We start from the raw sequence: 18,265 nt of genomic DNA on the forward strand, positions 1-18,265 counted from the left end.
ATTTCGTAGACGACACAAACCAGAATGTAACTCGTCCGGTGACAGCAGTGTTTGCTCGCATTTTTGCGATCGAAAAACGGTGCGCCCGTTGCTGCATGACCAGATGAACCGTACAAATGCACCGACAGATATAGCACTCGCCAGACACCCATCTACTCTGTCAAACACGTTTACTATCGTAGCCACTGAAAGTCAATGCACACCCGATCGCCAGACGAATCGGCGATCGGTGTGTGAATCGTTTCAGTTGTTACTATAGCGCGTGTGCTTCTCCGATCTACGGTGGCGCGTTATCGAGCAATCGAGAATGGTGAACCGCTCGAGGAAGCGACGCGAGGATTCCGGTCAATCGGCCGCTCGCAACCGTTTCGGAACGAGCGTTTGCTCCCCGAGTAACACGATTACACAGCCGAGATAACTGCCGAGGATAAGGCTGTCGAACGACGGAACAAAACGAGGGACGCCGAACGCAAGTGACAGTCCGAGCGCGATCGGAACGAGTATCATGGCGAGGCCAAACGAAACCAGCGTCAACCGTTCTCGACGCCGTTCGGAAAACCGATCACGCACGAACCAGACGACCGGGCCGACGAGCACTGCTGTCACGACTCCGACGCCCGCGATCGAAACCCACGGAATTGTAGCACCCTCCACGAGTCGGAGAAGGCTCAAAAGCGGGAATACTCCAATGAACGCGATTATGAGAAATTGTCGCATGCGAGGTGAGATCATCCGGACCATATCTTGAAGAACGATCCGTTTAGAAATAAAACCTTTCAGCGGGACGACCGAGTTGTCTGTCCGTCGACTGACCGCGCCCTGTAGCGACGGAGTGGTCGAACCAATCCGGTGGCCATCGATCCCACGAGTCCCCTCTCAGATACCCACTCATACGGTTTACTGTAAGTCATTTCCGGCGCAACCGCGACCCGGGCGGCGGTTACGCCGGTAAATCATTACAGTAATCCGTATCAATCCGTCTCACTCGAGGAGGTCGAACGCGACCGCCAGCGGGTCGTCACCGGGGGCGCCCCAGTAGGCGAACCGGTAGCGCCCCGGGGCGAGGTCCGGACAGATCTCGAGGTCTTCTCCACGGAAGTGGTCCGCGAGGATACCCTCCTCGGTGAGTTCGAGCGACCACTCGAAGCCCTCGCCGGGCGGGTGTAAGATTCCCTCGTCAGTGTAATCGATGGGCTCGTCGCCGATCGTTCCCCTGATCTCGATCCACCCCTCGTCGGTCAGGCGCTCGAGGGCGTACTTGCTCGCGTTGCCGGTCGTTACGTAGGCGGTCGAGACGTTTCGCATCCAGATGTCGATCTCGTCTCCGCGTTCGAACTCGAGGGTCCCCGCCTCGTCGCCGGGTCCGAAGCCGCCGATTCGCATCGCGACCAGGGGAGTGCCGTCGTCGTCGCGGACCGCTCCCCACGCGACGTCCCCGCGATCGCTCCAGAGCCGTTCGAACTCGGGGTTCTCACACTCGAGGGCGTCCGGGACCGACGTCGGCTCCTCGGCGGGGCGGACGGAGCCGGGGAGGTGATCCGGATCGACCAGTCCGCTACTCGAGTCGACCTCGCTCGTCTCGTCCCAGCCGTCGGTGATGGTGAACGTGGCCGCCGTCGGAAGTTCCCCGCCGGTGACGCGGACGAGCGCCGACGGATAGGTGATCGCCTCTCCACAGGCCTCGTTGGGATCGCTCACGTCGACGGCTCGGGCGGTCGCGGTGATCGTACCCCCATCCTCGCCGTTCTCTTCGGTCGAGACGGCGACGTCTTCGACCTCGATTTCGGCGTAACACGTGTTCGGGCCGACGGTCTGGACGACGAGGACTCTCGACTCCTCGAAGTCGGTGTCGGTGATCCACTCCTCGAGGCCGTCGACCTCCTCGGGGTCGTCGACCGGCCACAGCGCCTCGCGTTCGGCTTCGGCGACGGAGACGAACCCGTTTCGGTCCTCGTCTGTCGCCCACAGCGGTCGTTCGAGCGACGGGCCGAGCTGGAACGTCTCGGCCGCTAGGGATCCGCTGGCGTCGCCCGGTTGGCTCTCGCCGTCGTCCGACGACCCGTTTCCGTCGCCGTTTCCGAGCTGATTCCCCAGACAGCCCGCGACCGCGGACGTGCCGACGGCGGCGGTAGCGACGATCGCGTCGCGTCGGCTGAATCGTTCCATACGAACGAGTACAGACAGAACGGATAAATGCCTTCAGGAAGATGAAAGCGGTGTTTTGCCTTATCAGATCGAAACACTGTTTTTCTCCATCGATCGAAGCGCCGATCTCCGTCCACTTCGCATCCGTTCGCCGCGCCGATCTCCGTCCGATCAGCCGTTATCGATCCGGAGCGGGTGCCTCGCTCTCCCGACTGCTCGAGACGCCTCGCCGGTGGACGATCCCCGTGTTGTTCGCCACGTTCTCGGTGATCGTCCGGAACGAGTCGCCCGTGTCGCCGTCCTCGAGGACGGTCGGCGTCCCGTCGTCGCCACCCTCGCGGACGGTCGGATCGAGCGGAATCGAACCGAGAAACGGCATCTCGTGGGTCTCGGCGAACTCCTCGCCGCCGCCAGCGCCGAAGATGTCGTGTTCGCTGCCACAGTCCGGACAGACGAACGTCGACATGTTCTCGGCGATGCCGAGGACGACCGTCTCGTGTTTGGCGAACATCTCGAGGCCCTTGCGGGCGTCGTCGAGCGCGACGTCCTGTGGAGTGGTGACGATCACTGCGCCCGTGACGGGCATCGTCTGGAGCATCGTTAGCTGGGTGTCGCCCGTTCCCGGCGGCAGGTCGATGACGAGGTAATCGAGGTGGCCCCACTCGACGTCCTCGGTCAACTGGGTGATGACCTTGTGGACCATCGGGCCGCGCCAGATCACGGGGTCGTCTTCGCCCGTCAAAAAGGCCATACTCATCAGCTTCACGCCGTACTTCTCCGGCGGCACGAGCGTCTCGTCTTCGGTCGCCATCGGGGGCTCGTCGGCGTCGACCATCCGCGGCACGTTCGGCCCGTAGACGTCGGCGTCGAAGAGGCCGACGCGCGCGCCCAGTTGTGAGAGGCCGGCCGCAAGGTTGACGGCGACGGTCGACTTGCCGACGCCGCCTTTTCCGGAGGCAACGGCGATGACGTTCTTGACGTTCGGGAGCACCTGCTCGTCGTTCGCGACGTCGTCGCGGTCGGAAATGCTCGCGGAGAGGTCGGCGTCGACCCCTTCTTCTGCGAGCACGTCGCGAATCTCCCCCGCGATGGCTGTCTCCGTCGGCGAGTACGGCGCCCCCAGCGCGAGGTCGATCGAGACCTCCTCGCCGTCGACGCTGATCTCGTTGACGAGCCCGAGCGAAACGACGTCGTCTCCGAGTTCCGGATCCTCGACCGTCCGGAGGCGGTCGCGAACGGCGGCTTCGTCCATGTCGGTAGGTACTCCCGGGCGTCGAAAAGGGTTGTGTTCGCTCCGGGCAATCGGGCGGACGCCGTCTCGATCAGTACGTTTCGTCGACGGTCGGTCGCCACCTGCACTCCCCCGGGGATCAGCGGTCGAAAAATCGTCCGCCACGCACGGTCAGCGGTCGAAGAGATAGTCGTCCGTCGATGGCTCGAGTCCGGTATCGACCGGACAGTCGAGAAACCGCGGTAGGTCCCCTCGGCGGACGAGGACGACACCGCTCTCGAGGTCCCGGACGTTCCACGCGGGCGTCTCGAGCAGGCGTTGGCGGCCGCCGAACCGATCGTGAAACGCTTCGCCGAAGACGGCGATCCAGCCCAGTCGCTCGACGCCGCTTTCCGGCGGTTTTCCATCGGGATACGGATCGAGGCCGTAGTGTGGGTGCATCCACCCGCCGACGTACCACGGGTCGGTCTCGACCGCGAGCGCCGCGATCGCATCGACGATGCGGTCGGCGCGTTCTCGTGCCGTCTCCCCGGAGACGTCGTCGCCGTGGAAGAAGTGCTCGTTCACGCCGGACAACGAGAGGGTCGGCTCCACCTCGCCGTCGGTATCCGCGTCGAAGTCGTATCCGACTCTGATCCGGTGGTCGTCGATCCAGACGGTGATCGTTCCCTCGCTCGCGTCCGCGAGTTCCGCCGCGACCTCCTCGAGGGATTCGTCGGCGTTGCGGAACCGAGCGCCGTCGGCCTCGTAGTCCTCGATCAATTCGTTGCATCCGTCGTACGTCGTTTCGAACCCGTGTTCCCGGAGTATCTCGACGGTCCGACGGACGAACTCCGCTTCGTCTCCCGGTTCCTCGACGAAAAACGGCACCAAAAGCAGGGTCGATTCGCCCATACTCGGCGTGGAGACGCCATCGTATTGATCCTTCCCCGACGCTCGAGTGGGGCTCCGTCGGAGGACGTAGAGCGTCGGTTCGCTACGCGTCGAAGTCGAACCGCGGCCCGCCGTAGGTCGGCGGATCCGGCTCGAGTTCGACGCCCCGCTCGTAACGGACGAAGTTGAGATAGAACGGACGGCCACAGCCTTCGGTGGGCTCGCCCTCGAGGTCGGTGACGGGGCCGTCTTCCCCGCAGACGAAGGCGATCCCATCGGCGGACTCGAGGTCGTCGTCGCCGGGTTCGACGTACTCCCAGCCGGGTTGGGCGGTCATCGTGACCGACCGGTCCGCGAGGTCGGGGGCGCGTTCGACGCTCGTGACGGCGTCGCAATGAGGGCAGGTGTATCTGACGGAGACGGTCATCGAAGCGTCGTAGGTGCGTCGTGGACGTAAGGTTGTGGTCGGTCGGCGACCCGGCAACAGCGTTAAGTAGGTAAAATACGGATTTTAACCGTCGAAATAAGAACAATGCGCGTCTCCTTCCAGCACGCGAATCCGAGGCAGGGAAACGAATCGACGGTGCTTCGATTCGTCGATGGCGAGACGCGCGCGTGTCTCCTCGTCGACTCGGGCGAGGGCGTCGATCTGGACCGACTACTCGGCGACGAGGAGTACCTGACGGCGGTGTTGCTCACGCACGCCCACATCGACCACTACCGAACGCTCGGCAAGAACGTCCGCCACAGCGCATCCGTCTACGCCTCGCCCGCGACTGCGGCGGTCATAGAGCAGTCGCTCCCCGAGGCGCGAAAGGACAACGACCTCGGCGACGTCGATTCGGTGCTTCGAGCCGTCGAACCGATCGACGGCTGGACGAGCGTTCTCGACGGCCTCGAGGTGCGCCCGATTCCCGCCGGACACACGCCGGGTGCGGCCGGTTTTCTGCTCCGGTTTCGAGACGAGACGGCCGCGGCCGACACGCCGCTGTCGACGACGACACAGACCATCCTCGTCACCGGCGACTTCACGATGGGCCCGTCCGCCGGGTTTCCGCCGATGCCCGACTCGTTCCCGTTCGATGTCGACGCCGTCTTTCTCAACGCTCCGAGGAGCGACGGCGACGTCACCGAAACGCGCACCGCGGCGATTCGAACCGTACTCGAGCGCGCCTACGGCGGTTCTCGGGTCGTCCTCGCGGCGAGTGCGCTGACCGGCGTTCGCTACGCCGTCTTGCTCGCGCGGGCGGGACAAGCACTGGAGCGTCCGGTCCCGATCAGCCTCGTCGGACAGACTGCCAGAGTGTACGACGCGCTCGAACTCGACGAACCCGGCGTCGATACGCGTCCGGTGTTCGATCGGCCGTCGACGGTCCTCGAGCACGGCCGAGTCACCATCGCGGGACCCGACGAGCCGACGGCCGGAAGCGCGAAACGCCTGCTCCGGACGATTCACGACGAACCCGGCGACGTGTTCGTCCAGCTCTCGAGTGGCGCCGCCACGGCCGTCACGAACGCGACCTGTACGACCCACTACGTCGAAACGACCGATCACCCGTCGCTGGACGAAATCGACGAGTTCGTTCGCTCGCTCGCTCCGACCGAGGTCATCGTCAAGCACGCGAACCGATACGTTTCCAGGCAGTTTCAGCGTCGGTACGATCGCTGTTTCACCTGGGGGGTAAGCGACGACGACGAACACGTCCTCTATGCTGACGGCGACTGGATCGCACCGCCGTGGATCGGCGAGTCGGCCGAGCGACAGATCAGACGAAAACAGTGGCGTGCTCGAGGCGACCAGCCGATCGCGGCGGAATCGGACGCGTTGGCGCTCGAGCGCGAGTCGGTCGACCTCGGTGCCGAAGGCGTCGACCTCGCTGTGATCGGGTCGCGGCTGTCGTCGTCCATTTCGAACCCGTACGGCGGAGAATCTACCGACGACGGTTCGACGCTCGAGTTCGAATCGGACGTCACGGGGCCGAGTCCCGCCGTTGGTGTCGAGGATGATTCCGACACCGCTGGCGACGCCGACACTCGAGCGACGACGGACGTCGACCGCGCTGACGGTCCGTCCCGAGAGAGAGACGAGGCGACCGCGGCCGAGACCGACTCGACCGACCGGACCGTCCGCGCCCGCGTCCTCGGCGATGGGGAAGGCGAGACGATCCTGCGAGTGCTCGAGTCGACCGACCTCGAGCCAGGAACGGAACTCGACGTGACGATATCGGAAACGAACGATTCGTCGGCCGGCAATGGACACGACGATCGATAGATCGATTGCCCTCCTCGACCACCGCTTGGATCGGCCGCCGCCCAGGATCAGACATCGTACGTGATGATTAGCAGTAGATATAAGTCGATACAAGTCAACAATCAGACGGAAGCCACACTCCAGCGGCCACAGGGGGCATGCGCCGAAATGCCCCGGGTGGTGAGGCACCCGAGACGTGGCTTCCAAAACCCGCCAAGGGTTTTGCAAGCATGATTGCGTTTATTCTACCGGGACATAAACGTCCCGCACGACCGACGTATCGCCCGTTAAGACCAGCGGCGGCACCGAATCTCCGATTATCGACGAACCGAGGGGTCGGAACGCGATGAGCAGTGACGACGCCGAGTGCGGAAACGAGGAACCCCGTCTCGAAGACACATCACTTCGGCCGTGTCCGAAGTGCGGCCGACCGATCGCACGGCGGACGATCATCGGGCCGACCGAGGCCATCGCCGGACCCTGTGGCTGTCGCGTCACGCCCAAACTCCCCACGCCGCCGAACGCCGAGTAGGTCGGACCCCAGCGGATCCGGGGACGTCGGCCTCGAGCGGCCCCGGGTAGGCCAGACCCGAGCGGCCAGGTTTTTCCTCGTACTCAGTGGGAAGTCTCGTCTCATCTGTCCGGGAGTCCCGTCACATCCGTCCGGGAGCCTCGTCTCACTTTTCCGGTCTCCTCGTCCCATCCGTCTGTCGCCCGTTCAGTGACCTCGAACCAGTCGTTCTCACTCACGACGGGTCCTCGAACGAAACTCGCCGCCCTCGAGCGTATTTCCTCGGATCGAAGCCGTCGTGACACTCTCGCTCAATTATCCACAATTATCTCCGGTGTATACTAGATTAATATGGGTTATGAAGAATGGGCTACACGTATGACCGAGTATCTGACGACGACGCCGGGGCTCTACCCGCTCCCGGACTGGGCCAAGGAGGAACTGACCGATCTGAAAGGACATCAGAAAGAGGACATGATCCTGGGCGACGAGCGAGCGGAGATCGAAGCCGTCTACGACCGCGCACGGTCCGAGATCCTGTCGACCCAGCGGGCCGCCGGGCTCGATCTGCTGGTCGAGGGGCAATACCGCTGGGACGACGTGTTGACCCACGTGCTCTCGGTGAACGAGAGCGTCGAGACGACCGGGATCGCTCGATACTACGACAACAACAACTTCTACCGCGAGCCGGTCGTCACGGACGCCCTCGAGCCAAGTGGCGACGTCGCCGACGAACTCGAGGCCGCGTCGGCGTTCGCCGACGGAACACTTCAGGCGGTGCTTCCCGGTCCCTACTCACTCGCGCAGTTGGCCGACGACGACCACTACGGCGACGACGGTGAATTCCTCGCGGCGCTCGCAGACCTCCTCGCGGGCGAGACGACGGCGTTTCCGGACCTCGAGGCGCTGGTCTTGCTCGAACCCTCACTCGGCGTGACCGACCCGGACGAGCCCGATCGAGTCTGCGAGGTGCTCGAGACGGTCGCCGACGCGGTCGACGCGCCAGTCGTCGTTTCCGCCTACTGGGGTGTGCTCGAGGCGGATCTGTACGCGACGTTGCTGGACGCCGAGGTCGACGCGCTCGGCTTCGATCTGGTCCGCGCGCCAGAGTCTGTACGCTCGCTCGCCGCGGAGTACGGTACGCCCGACTCCGTCGCGCTCGGCGTCGTCGACGGCCAGAACACCCGCGTCGAGTCGCCCGACGAGATCCGTGCGGCGGTCGATCGGTTCGTCGACGCCGCGGACGGCGGCCTCGAGACGGTTTACGTCACCGCGAACACGGGGCTGTTCTACCTGCCGACGAACCGCTTCGAGGAGAAACTCGAGGCGCTCGCTCGCTCGACCGAACCGGAGGTGGCCCGCGTATGACGGGACCTCGCGAGCAGTTTCGGCCGCCGGACCACCCGAACGATCACTTCCTGTTGACGACCGTCGTCGGCTCCTATCCGAAGCCGACCTGGCAGGACCGGGCGCGGGAGTTGTTCGAGGACCCCGACGCCGACTTCGATCGACAGGCGTGGGAGGAGGCCAACGACGACGCCGCACGCCTGATCGTCGACGAGCACGAACGTGCCGGGATCGACGCCGTCACGGACGGCGAGATGCGCCGCACCGAGATGGTCGAATTCTTCGCCGACCGGATCGAGGGCTACGAGCGAAACGGCCGAGTGAAGGTCTGGGGGCACAACTACTTCGACAAACCCAGCGTTCACCGCGAGGTCGAGTACGGCGACTCGTGGCTGGTCGACGAGTACGAGTTCACCAGCGGCGTCGCCACGCATCCAGTGAAAGTCCCCATTACCGGCCCCTACACCCTCGCGAGCTGGGCGTTCAACGAGGCCTACGAGGACGACGCCGCGCTCGCGGTCGCTCTCGCGGACGTGGTCAACGCCGAAATCGAGCAGTTAGTCGACGCCGGCGCACGATACATCCAGATCGACGAAGCGGCCCTCGCGACGACTCCCGAGGACCACGCCATCGTCGGCGACTGTCTCGAGCGGATCGTCGACGGCCTCCCCGAGGACGTCTACGTCGGTCTCCACGTCTGTTACGGCGACTACTCTCGGATCTACCCCGAGATCCTCGAGTTCCCCGTCGACGAGTTCGACCTCGAACTCAACAACGGCGACTACGACCAACTCGAGGTCTTCCGGGAGCCGACGTTCACGAAGAACCTCGGCTTCGGCGCCGTCGACGTCCACACGGCCGAAGCTGAGTCCGTCGCGGAGATCAAGGCCAACATCCGCCGTGCCCTCGAGATCGTCCCGCCCGAGCGGCTGACGATCAGCCCCGACTGTGGGATCAAACTCCTCCCGCGCGAGGTCGCCTACGGGAAACTCGAGAACATGGTGCAGGCCGCCCGGGAGATCGAAGCCGAACTCGACGACGGCACGGTCGAAGCCACGGCACCGGCCTCGGGTGCGGCGGACTGATACGGTTTGCTGTAACGATTTACCGGTGCGACCGCAGGACGGGTCGCGGTCGCACCGGAAATGACTTACAGCAAACCGTATGACTCTCCCAACGTTTTGTGCAGTTACGACGACCGAGTGAGACGCAACACCTTTGCCGTTCACCGAAATCCTTTGTCGTATGATCGACGAGACGGTCGAGGAGATCCAGGAGATGCAGACCCACAGCTCCTCGGTGGTCGCCGTTCGCGCGACCCGGGCGCTCGAGGAACTGACCGAACGGGAGTTCGCCACCGTCGAGGAGTACACGCGCGCACTCGAGCGCAACGGCTCGGTGCTCCGGCGGGCGAACCCCTCCCACGCCTCCCTCCAGAACGCAGTCAGGGGCGTCGTCGAAGACGTCACGGACGCCGATCCCGGAAGCGTCGCGGAGGCCAAAGAACTGACGATCGAGCGAATCGACGCGGTCGTCGCCCGGATCGAGTCCGCGAAGGATCGGGCCGCCGAGAACGCCGTTTCCCACCTCGGCGACGGTGCGACGCTTCTGACTCACGACTACTCTTCGACGGTGATCGAGGCCCTCGAGCGGGCGACCGATGCCGGCAAGACGTTCGACGTCTACGCGACGGAGGCCAGGCCCCGATATATCGGCCGCAAGACGGTCCGAACGCTCGCGGAGATGGACGGCGTCGACGTAACGCTGATCACCGACAGCGCCCACGGGTTCGCGCTCGAGGAGTGTGATCGGGTCGTCGTGGGGATGGACTGCATCGTCGAGGAGACGCTGTACAACCGCGTCGGAACGCTCCCCATCGCGGCGACCGCGACACAACTCGACGTTCCCGTCACCGTCCTCGGATCGGCGTCGAAGATCATCTCCCAGGGGTTCGTCTTCGAGAACGACTTCCGCTCGAGAGTCGAGGTCATGCCCGAGCCCACAGAGGGATTCGACGTGGAGAACCCTGCCTACGACGCGACGCCAACGTCGCTACTCGAGAGCGTGATCACCGACGACGGCCGACGCGAGTTCTGATACTGTCGGGCGGGAGCCGGTAGCAGGTTGTCAGGAATTTACGGGGTTTCCGGCGGTGACGGGCGCAGTCGCGCGACGGACATCAGATCGCACCGTTCGGGGATCCGAACCGGTCGGTTTCGCGCACATTCGGGAGCGTGACAGTCTTCGAGTCGTGGCGAGAGCATTAGCCGCTAACCGCCGTACAGTGGGGTATGCGCCTCGTGCAGGTGTTCGTGCCGAAGGGGGACTTGGACCTCGTCCTCGAGACGGCCGACGAGACCGGGGTCGACTACGCCGTCTCCGAGGAGACCAGTCGCGGGGAGTTCGAGGCGATCGTCTCGATGCCCGTCCCGCCGGCGGCCGTCGAACCGTTGCTCTCGGCGCTTCGGGATGCGGGATTCGACGAGGACTCCTACACCGTCGTGACGGAGGCGGAGACGATCGTCTCGAGCAGGACGGACGAGTTGGTCGACGAGTTCGTCGGAACGAGAATCTCGCGAGAGGAGTTGCGCGCTCGAGCGGCGGATCTCGCGCCGGCGGCGTCGACGTACTTTACGCTCCTCGTAGTCAGTACGGCGATCGCCACCGCCGGCCTGTTGCTCGACTCGGCGGCGACGATTATCGGTGCCATGGTCGTCGCACCGTTGATGGGGCCGGCGCTTTCGGCAAGCGTCGGCGTCGTCGTCGACGACGACGAACTGGCGACCCGCGGGCTCGTCTTGCAGATCTTCGGCCTCCTGGCGGCGATCGCGACGGCGGCCCTGATCGGCTGGCTCCTCCGCGGGACCGTCTTGCTCCCGCCGGGATTCGACGTCACGACGGTTCCACAGGTCAGAGAGCGGATTACACCGGATCTCCTCGCCGTGTTTCTCGCGCTCGGGTCGGGGATCGCCGGCGTCGTAAGCCTCGTTCGCAACGTCGGCTCCGTCCTCGTCGGCGTCGCGATCGCGGTCGCGCTCGTTCCGCCGGCCGCAACGGTCGGCCTCGGCATCGCCTGGGCGCATCCGACGATGATCGTCACCGCGGGGACGCTCGTCCTCGTCAACATGCTCTCGATCAACCTCACCGCGTTGATCCTGCTGTGGATCTCGGGGTACCGGCCGCACCGTGGGGCGAACGTCGACCGCGTCTACGGTCGCATTCGCTCTCGAGTCGCCGTGTTGGTGGTCGCCATCGCCGTCCTCTCGCTCGTCCTCGGCGGCGTCACGTACGGCACCTACCAGACCGCCGCGGTCGAACACGACGTCCAGACGGAGCTCGCGGCGATGAGCGACGATCCGGCGTTCGAGGAACTCGAGTTTCGCGAACAGGACGTCCAGTACGAACTCGTCGACGTCTACGCGGACAATCGTCCGGTCGTCACCGTCCTCGTCGAACGGCCACCCGGCGAGGAAGAGCCCGATGACTTCGCGGACCAGGTGCGCGACCGACTCGAGACGGCGACCGGAACCGACCTCGAGGTCGTCGTCGAACTGGTCGACACTCGACGAAGCGGATGAGCCGTCGATGTGGGCGTTCGGGGGCTACTCGCGGTGGCCGAACGTCCGCGGCGCGCCCTCCGTCGGCGTCGCCCACTCGACGGCGTTGCGAAGCACCCGCCGAATCTCGTCGTTCTCGTAGATGGGAAACGTCTCGTGACCCGGTCGGAAGTAGAATATCCGGCCGCTTCCGCGCCGATAACAGCAGCCGCTCCGGAACACCTCGCCGCCCTCGAACCAGCTCGTAAACACCAGTCGGTCCGGCTCCGGAACGTCGAAGGGTTCGCCGTACATCTCGGTTTCGGGGAGTTCGATCGACTCGCCGATCCCGTCGACGATTGGGTGGCCGGGATCGACGACCCACAGCCGTTCGGTCCCGCCGTCCTCACGCCACTGCAGATTACAGGTGGTGCCCATGAGCCGCTTGAAGATCTTCGAGAAGTGACCCGAGTGGAGGACGAGCAGTCCCATCCCCTCGAGGACGCGTTCTTGGACGCGGTCGACGATCTCGTCGTCGACCTCGTCGTGGGCCTCGTGGCCCCACCACAACAGGACGTCCGTTCGCTCGAGGACGTCCTCGGTGAGGCCGTGTTCCGGTTCGTCGAGTGTTGCGGTTTCGACCTCGTGGTCGCCCTCGAAGACGTCCGCGAGCGTGGCGTGGATACCGTCGGGATAGACCGCGGCGACGTCGTCGTCCTCGCGCTCGTGTCGGTACTCGTTCCAGATCGTGACGCGTGCCATACGTCTCGTGAATCGGCCAGCCCCTTAGCTCGGCCGATCGACAAATCGATCGCTGATACGCCCACACCGACAACCAGTGGACGTTCACTCGAAAAGTATAATTATAGCTGAAAATATTGCAAACAGAACCGATTTATCAGTCACAACCCTTATTTCGATCGCGAACCGGGTACTCACATGGATCATCGGGCTCACGAACAATCGACTGCGAAACGGCATCTTTCTCACCGCTCGCTCCCCTTTGTCATCGATAAATCAGGTGTTTACACATGATTGGGGCGGGGATTGGGATCGGGATCGTCGGGCTCGGCGGGATGGGGGCCCTCCACGCCCGGAGCCTCGAGGATCTCGGTGCGGACGTCGTTGCCGGTGCGGATCTCGTCGACGCACAACGCCGTCGGTTCGCCGAGGAGTTCGACGCGACCACCTACGAGACTCACGAGGGTCTCGTCGTCGACGACGCAGTCGACGCGGTGGTCATCGCGACGCCAAACCGGTTTCACGAGCCGATCGCCGTCGCCGCTCTCGAGGCCGACAACCACGTGCTCGTCGAGAAGCCACTGGCACACACGCTCGAGAGCGCCGAGCGGATCGCCGACGTCGCGAGACGCGCAGAGGGCATCTGTATGGTGGGTTTTCACAACCGCCACGCCGCGTCGATGGCGATGTTCGAGGAGTACGACGCCCAGGATCGGTTTGGCGACCTGACCCACGTGGAGGCGAACTACGTCCGACGACGCGGCGTTCCCGGCCCTGGTTCGTGGTTCACCGATCGGGATCTGGCCGGCGGGGGCGCGTTGCTCGACATCGGCGTCCACGCACTCGACCTGGCACTCTACACGCTCGACTTTCCGGAGATCACCGAGGTGTCGGGAGTCACCAGAACAACATTTGGTACCCGCGAGAAGTACGCCGATCCGGACGGGTTCGGCGACAACTGGAACGCCGAGGCCGACACGTACGAGGTCGACGACTCGGTGACCGCGTTCGTCCGATGTGAGAACGGACAGACGATCTCGCTCGAGGCGGCGTGGGCGACCAACCGCGAGGAGAGCATGGACTTTCGCGTTCGCGGGACGCAGGCGGGTGCACAGTTCGATATCGGCGAAACCAACCTAACCATCCTCGAAGCGGGGACGACCGGCTGTGATCACTATTCGGACGTGAACCTCACCGGAGACCCGTCGATGACCGGTTACGTAAAACAGGACGAACAGTTCCTCGCCACGATCGCAGGCGGCGGCGAGCCCCAGGCCAACACGATCGACGAAGCCTTGCTCGTCCAGCGCGTAATCGATGCGATCTACCGCTCGAGTGAGTCCGGCCGGGCCGAATCCGTCGCGACGGCCGAACTCGAGTGTAAACCACGAGCCGACTGATCCGCCGCCGTTTTGTGAGACCGGTTCGCTGACGAGCGATTCTCTCTCTCGGAGCGCCCCTCGCTGACGACGAGCGAAGCGGCCGCTCGCGATGGTGGAGAACGGAAAAACGGATCGTCGATCCGTCGGGCGAGGGGCCGTCCCCGTTAGATTACGTCGTCGAAGTCGTGGTGGCCGTGGATGTCGACACCTTCGTCGGTGATCTCACAGAGGAAGACGCCGTTGCCCGAGCCGGTGTCGCGCTCGGCGGCGGACTTGATGCCGCGGGCGGCGATCGTCGTCGCCTCGTCGTTCGAGAGGTCGTCCTCGTAGGCCTGTTCCAGGTGGCCGTAGGCGAGTTGCATTCCGCTTCCGGTGACGGTGTAATCGTCTTCCATGACGCCGCCGGCCGGGTCGATGCTGTAGACGTGGCTGCCCTCGTCGTCGACCCCGCCGAGGATCGGGTGGATCGCGAAGAACGGCCCGCCGCGGGCGAAGTTCCCGGCGAGCGTCGCGAGGGAGTCGATGCTCATGTCCTCGCCGCGTCGCGCTTCGAAGAGGTTGACTTCCGCGCGCAGGGTCGAGATGAACGACTGGGCGCCGCCGACGCTTCCGACCATCGTGAGCGCGGCGGTGGGGTGGATCTGTTCGACTTTCTGGACGTTCTTGTTCGAGACGAACCGTCCGCCGAGGCTCGCGCGCATGTCCGTCGCGATGACGACGCCGTCGGCCGTCGTGATCCCGATGGTCGTCGTTCCCGTCTTGTTCACGTTGTCCAGGTCAGCGCGCGTAACGTTGTTACGCGGCAGGGAGCCGACCTCCGGCTCGTATGGATTCGGATCGCTGGCCAGTTGATCGACCGTTCGGGAAAACTCCGAGTCGTGAGTCGGTGTTCGCATTGACAGACCTTTACGACCGGCACGGTATAAAAGAGCGGCGTTCACCTCCGTCGTTTCCGCTTCGGGCGGTGACCGATGGCCGGTCGTCCGGTTGGGGCTATTCGGATCGACGAGGGGGAGTGAGCGTGGTTACGTCATCGGGGTTGGGCGGTCTCGTACGCCTGCTCGACGTTCGAGAGCAGACGGTGGATGGGCAGGGTGAACCCGGCCTGGCGGGCGGCGATTGCGAGTGGCATTGCGACGATTCCGATCACAATGCACAGCTGGTACAGTGCGAACAGCGTCGCGCGGTACACGCGGGATATCATCAGCGTTCAGCCGTGGCTCAGACGCAGGGAGTATATAAGCTTTCTTGAATTGGGAGAATTATAATGGTTGTTGATCATCGATCGGGTCGACGCCGTCGTGCGATTCAACTGTGGTTTCATCGAGGACCACTCGAGGCGTACTCGAGCAGGGATCGGACTAAGCAGGTGGGAATCGACTGGCACAATTCTCGTAACTTATCGCCATTATTCGACTCACGTGCGCACCGAAGCGCGCGCTCGGTGAGAGCACTCGAGGAGCGAAAAGTCGAACCGCAAAGCAGGAAACCCCCGGGACCATCGGGGACGTATGGGCAACTATCTCGTCGCGATGGAAGCCGCGTGGCTCGTTCGTGACGTCGAGGCGATTGACGACGCGATCGGCGTCGCCGTAAGCGAGGCGGGCAAACGATTGAACAGCGAGGGAATGGAGTACGTCGAGGTCGAGGTCGGCGCTACGGGCTGTCCCGCCTGCGGGGAGCCGTTCGATTCGGCGTTCGTCGCGGCCGAGACCGCCCTCGTCGGGCTCGCACTCGAGATGGAAGTGTTCAACGCCGACGGGGAAGAACACGCCTCGAGGATCGCAAAGAGCGAAGTGGGTGGTGCGTTGCGCGACGTCCCACTCTCGGTTATCGAAATTATCGAGGTTCCCGACGAGTAGTCACGCCGCCTGGAGTCGCGCCGGGACCGCAGGGCACCCAAAACACTTTCTATAACCCGTGGTTATGTGTGAGTATGGAACTGCCGACACCCGCGGATCTGCGCCAGCGTCGGACCGACCTCGGACTCACCCAGAGCGAACTGGCGGACAAGGCCGACGTCTCTCAACCCCTGATCGCGCGTATCGAAGGCGGTGACGTCGACCCTCGGCTCTCGACGCTTCGGCGAATCGTCAACGCCTTAGAGAAGGCCGAAAGCGACGTCGTTCGGGCCGAGGATCTGATGAACGAAGCCGTCGTCAGCGTCTCCCCCGACGATCCCGTAAGCGAAGCCGCTCAGAAGATGGAATCGGAGGCCTACTCCCAGCTCGCGGTGATCCAGGACGGGATTCCCGTCGGCTCGATCAGTCAGAGCGATCTGGTCCACGTCGACTCCGGCGCTCGAGACGAACCGACCGAAGAGCACATGAGCGAGAGCTTTCCGACCGTGTCGAAAGACGCGACGCTCGACGAGATCGGCAACCTGCTAGAACACTACAAAGCGGTGATGATCACGGAAGCCGGCGATACGGTGGGGATCATCACCGAAGCAGACGTCGCGAGCCGCCTCTCCTAACGCGGTCACGAGCCGACACGTCGGCCGTTCGATGCGATTGGACCGTGGTACCAGTCCGACTCTTCGGACTCTCGAGTACTATCTTTAAATCTCCAACGTACCTGGACTACAATGTTCGATTCGATCCCACACACCGGACGAATGTGATCGGACGTGTTCCGAAGACGGAGATTCGTGTGCGCAGTATTTGGTCCAATCCACAGCACATATTACCGTCCCCCCGTGAGAGGTGAGCCATGAAACGGTCTCGGCGGACGTTCTTGATCGGCGGTGGCGCGGCGTCGGCGAGCGTCCTCGCCGGCTGTCTCGGAGAAGTCGGCCGATCTGGGGAGTCCAATCCATCCGACAATCGGCGAGCGTACGCCTCGTTTTTTACGCTCTCCGAGTTCACCCGCGCGGTCGTCGGCGACACCTTCGAAGTGGACAACGCCGTTCCGTCGGGTCAACACGGCCACGAGTGGCAGCCGTCGATCGACGTCCTCCCGACCGTCGTCGAGTCGGACGTCTTCGTCTACCTCGGCGTCGAGGGCTTCCAAACCTGGGTCGACGACGCCGTCGAACGGGTCGACGTCGACCACCCCGAGAACGTGGCACTCGTCGACGCGGCCGCCGGGATCGATCTCCTCGAGTACGACGATCATTCTCACGGTCACACGCACGATCACGGAGACGACGATCACGGTCACACCCACTCTCACGACGACGATCACGAACGCGCCGGGGAGGAGGCCGACGGTCGATCGATTCACGCGATCGACCTGATCGACTCCGAATCGGGCGAACGCGTCGCCGACGCCCACGCCGATCACTGGCACGGCGGTCCGCTCGAGATCGCGGTCGGCGACTCGCGAACCCTCGAGTCGATCGTAGAAGACGAAGATGGCGAGACCATCGATCCCTCCGCGGAATCGTACTCGATCGATGCGCGGATCACCGACGGCGATGCGGTCGCCGCGATCGACGGTGGCGGCGACCACGTCCACGTTCGGGGCGAACGCGAGGGGACCGCGAGCCTCGTCGTCCAGTTATTCGCCGACGGCGAGGTCGTCTGGGAATCTCCCGAACTGGGCGTTCGCGTCGGCGACGGTGAACGCGGTAACGACGACGGTGCGGACGATAGCGACCACTCCCAGCCACACGGCGGCGAAAGAGATCACGACCACTCACACGGCGACGAAAGCGGCCACAGCCACTCCCATGGAGAGAGCGGCCACGACCACTCACACGGCGAGTACGACGCGAAGTTCTTCTCCGATCCGGTCCTGGCACAGCAGGGAGTCAGGACCATTCGCGACCGTCTAATCGAAATCGACCCCGATCGAGAGTCCGTCTACGCGGGCAACGCCGCCGGCTACATCGAGGAACTCGAGGCACTCGCCGAACGGTACGACGACGCGCTCTCGGATCGGGAACACGACCACGTTCTGCTGGCGGGACACGACTCGTTCCAGTATCTCGGCGAGCGCTACGGCTTCGAGATACACACGCCGGTGGGGCTCTCGCCGGACGACGAGCCAAGCGGCTCCGAGATCGCCGCCGCCGTCGAGTTCGCCGAGGAACGCGGCCTCGAGTACGTCCTCTGGGACTATTTCGACGGTCCGGACCTGGCGGAGACGATCGCGGCGGAAGCCGACACCGTCGTCGGCACCGAGATGGTGTCGCCGGCCGAAAGCGTCGTCGAAGCGTGGGACGAGGAGGGCTACGGCGACTACGTCGGCCAGATGGCGGAGATCAACCTTCCCGCGTTCCGGAAAGCGCTCGGTGCCCGGTAG

General features: G+C 64.2%; 18 protein-coding genes and 1 pseudogene. 10 read left to right on the top strand and 9 right to left on the bottom strand.

The genetic code is table 11. The features are described 5' to 3' along the window. Positions 1-26 precede the first annotated feature (26 nt). From AB7C87_RS11330 to AB7C87_RS11355, 6 genes and pseudogenes are all read right to left on the bottom strand, one after another. A pseudogene (locus AB7C87_RS11330) lies at positions 27-183 on the bottom strand (IS5/IS1182 family transposase); the annotation flags it as partial. A gap of 162 nt (positions 184-345) precedes the next feature. After that, on the bottom strand, positions 346-672 hold the full coding sequence (locus AB7C87_RS11335; RefSeq protein WP_369729573.1) for a hypothetical protein: 327 nt from the start codon (positions 670-672) through the stop codon (positions 346-348). A 309-nt stretch (positions 673-981) separates the two neighbouring features. Continuing rightward, positions 982-2,166, bottom strand: coding sequence for a hypothetical protein (locus tag AB7C87_RS11340; RefSeq protein ID WP_369729574.1), 1,185 nt, complete (start codon positions 2,164-2,166; stop codon positions 982-984). Between the two features lie 157 nt (positions 2,167-2,323). Then, on the bottom strand, positions 2,324-3,397 hold the full coding sequence (locus AB7C87_RS11345; protein ID WP_369729575.1) for an Mrp/NBP35 family ATP-binding protein: 1,074 nt from the start codon (positions 3,395-3,397) through the stop codon (positions 2,324-2,326). 150 nt (positions 3,398-3,547) lie between these two features. Continuing rightward, positions 3,548-4,270 carry a hypothetical protein gene (locus AB7C87_RS11350; protein ID WP_369729576.1) on the bottom strand — a complete coding sequence of 241 codons (723 nt, stop codon included), beginning with the start codon at positions 4,268-4,270 and terminating at the stop codon, positions 3,548-3,550. 82 nt (positions 4,271-4,352) lie between these two features. After that, positions 4,353-4,676 carry a DUF7969 family protein gene (locus AB7C87_RS11355; protein ID WP_369729577.1) on the bottom strand — a complete coding sequence of 108 codons (324 nt, stop codon included), beginning with the start codon at positions 4,674-4,676 and terminating at the stop codon, positions 4,353-4,355. Positions 4,677-4,781: 105 nt separating this feature from the next. Between AB7C87_RS11355 and AB7C87_RS11360 the strand changes: the two genes are divergently transcribed. From AB7C87_RS11360 to AB7C87_RS11385, 6 genes are all read left to right on the top strand, one after another. Next, a complete protein-coding gene (locus AB7C87_RS11360; RefSeq protein WP_369729578.1) occupies positions 4,782-6,521 on the top strand; it encodes an MBL fold metallo-hydrolase in 1,740 nt (579 codons plus the stop codon). Positions 6,522-6,846: 325 nt separating this feature from the next. Further along, a complete protein-coding gene (locus tag AB7C87_RS11365; protein ID WP_369729579.1) occupies positions 6,847-7,032 on the top strand; it encodes a hypothetical protein in 186 nt (61 codons plus the stop codon). A 357-nt stretch (positions 7,033-7,389) separates the two neighbouring features. After that, positions 7,390-8,379 carry a 5-methyltetrahydropteroyltriglutamate--homocysteine methyltransferase gene (locus tag AB7C87_RS11370; RefSeq protein ID WP_369729580.1) on the top strand — a complete coding sequence of 330 codons (990 nt, stop codon included), beginning with the start codon at positions 7,390-7,392 and terminating at the stop codon, positions 8,377-8,379. Beyond that, positions 8,376-9,443 carry a methionine synthase gene (locus tag AB7C87_RS11375; RefSeq protein WP_369729581.1) on the top strand — a complete coding sequence of 356 codons (1,068 nt, stop codon included), beginning with the start codon at positions 8,376-8,378 and terminating at the stop codon, positions 9,441-9,443. Before AB7C87_RS11370 ends, AB7C87_RS11375 begins: the two co-directional genes overlap by 4 nt. A gap of 160 nt (positions 9,444-9,603) precedes the next feature. Continuing rightward, complete coding sequence (locus tag AB7C87_RS11380; protein WP_369729582.1) at positions 9,604-10,455, top strand: eIF2B alpha/beta/delta subunit family protein; 852 nt, start codon at positions 9,604-9,606, stop codon at positions 10,453-10,455. Between the two features lie 194 nt (positions 10,456-10,649). Continuing rightward, a complete protein-coding gene (locus AB7C87_RS11385; RefSeq protein ID WP_369729583.1) occupies positions 10,650-11,936 on the top strand; it encodes a TIGR00341 family protein in 1,287 nt (428 codons plus the stop codon). Positions 11,937-11,960: 24 nt separating this feature from the next. Here AB7C87_RS11385 and AB7C87_RS11390 read toward each other — a convergent pair whose 3' ends face one another. Then, the gene (locus tag AB7C87_RS11390; RefSeq protein WP_369729584.1) at positions 11,961-12,656 is read right to left on the bottom strand and encodes a ThuA domain-containing protein; all 696 of its coding nucleotides are present in this window, start codon (positions 12,654-12,656) and stop codon (positions 11,961-11,963) included. A gap of 269 nt (positions 12,657-12,925) precedes the next feature. Here AB7C87_RS11390 and AB7C87_RS11395 point away from each other — a divergent pair, with 269 nt between their 5' ends. After that, positions 12,926-14,035, top strand: coding sequence for a Gfo/Idh/MocA family protein (locus AB7C87_RS11395; RefSeq protein WP_369729585.1), 1,110 nt, complete (start codon positions 12,926-12,928; stop codon positions 14,033-14,035). Positions 14,036-14,181: 146 nt separating this feature from the next. Here the strand turns inward: AB7C87_RS11395 and psmB are convergent, their stop codons facing one another. Both psmB and AB7C87_RS11405 read right to left on the bottom strand, forming a co-directional pair. Continuing rightward, the gene (psmB, locus tag AB7C87_RS11400; protein ID WP_369729586.1) at positions 14,182-14,913 is read right to left on the bottom strand and encodes an archaeal proteasome endopeptidase complex subunit beta; all 732 of its coding nucleotides are present in this window, start codon (positions 14,911-14,913) and stop codon (positions 14,182-14,184) included. A gap of 134 nt (positions 14,914-15,047) precedes the next feature. Next, entirely contained in the window at positions 15,048-15,221 is a 174-nt protein-coding gene (locus tag AB7C87_RS11405) for a hypothetical protein (protein ID WP_369729587.1), read from the bottom strand. Positions 15,222-15,528: 307 nt separating this feature from the next. On the opposite strand from AB7C87_RS11405, the gene AB7C87_RS11410 reads away from it, so the two are divergent. The 3 genes from AB7C87_RS11410 (at position 15,529) to AB7C87_RS11420 (ending at position 18,265) form a co-directional block, all read left to right on the top strand. Further along, positions 15,529-15,879, top strand: a complete 351-nt coding sequence (locus tag AB7C87_RS11410; RefSeq protein ID WP_369729588.1) for a DUF555 domain-containing protein — start codon at positions 15,529-15,531, stop codon at positions 15,877-15,879. A gap of 74 nt (positions 15,880-15,953) precedes the next feature. Then, positions 15,954-16,493: a CBS domain-containing protein gene (locus AB7C87_RS11415; RefSeq protein ID WP_369729589.1), complete on the top strand. Its 540-nt coding sequence runs from the start codon at positions 15,954-15,956 to the stop codon at positions 16,491-16,493. A gap of 236 nt (positions 16,494-16,729) precedes the next feature. After that, on the top strand, positions 16,730-18,265 hold the full coding sequence (locus AB7C87_RS11420; RefSeq protein WP_369729590.1) for a metal ABC transporter solute-binding protein, Zn/Mn family: 1,536 nt from the start codon (positions 16,730-16,732) through the stop codon (positions 18,263-18,265).

Source organism: Natrarchaeobius versutus (assembly GCF_041205745.1).
Lineage (GTDB): Archaea > Halobacteriota > Halobacteria > Halobacteriales > Natrialbaceae > Natrarchaeobius > Natrarchaeobius versutus.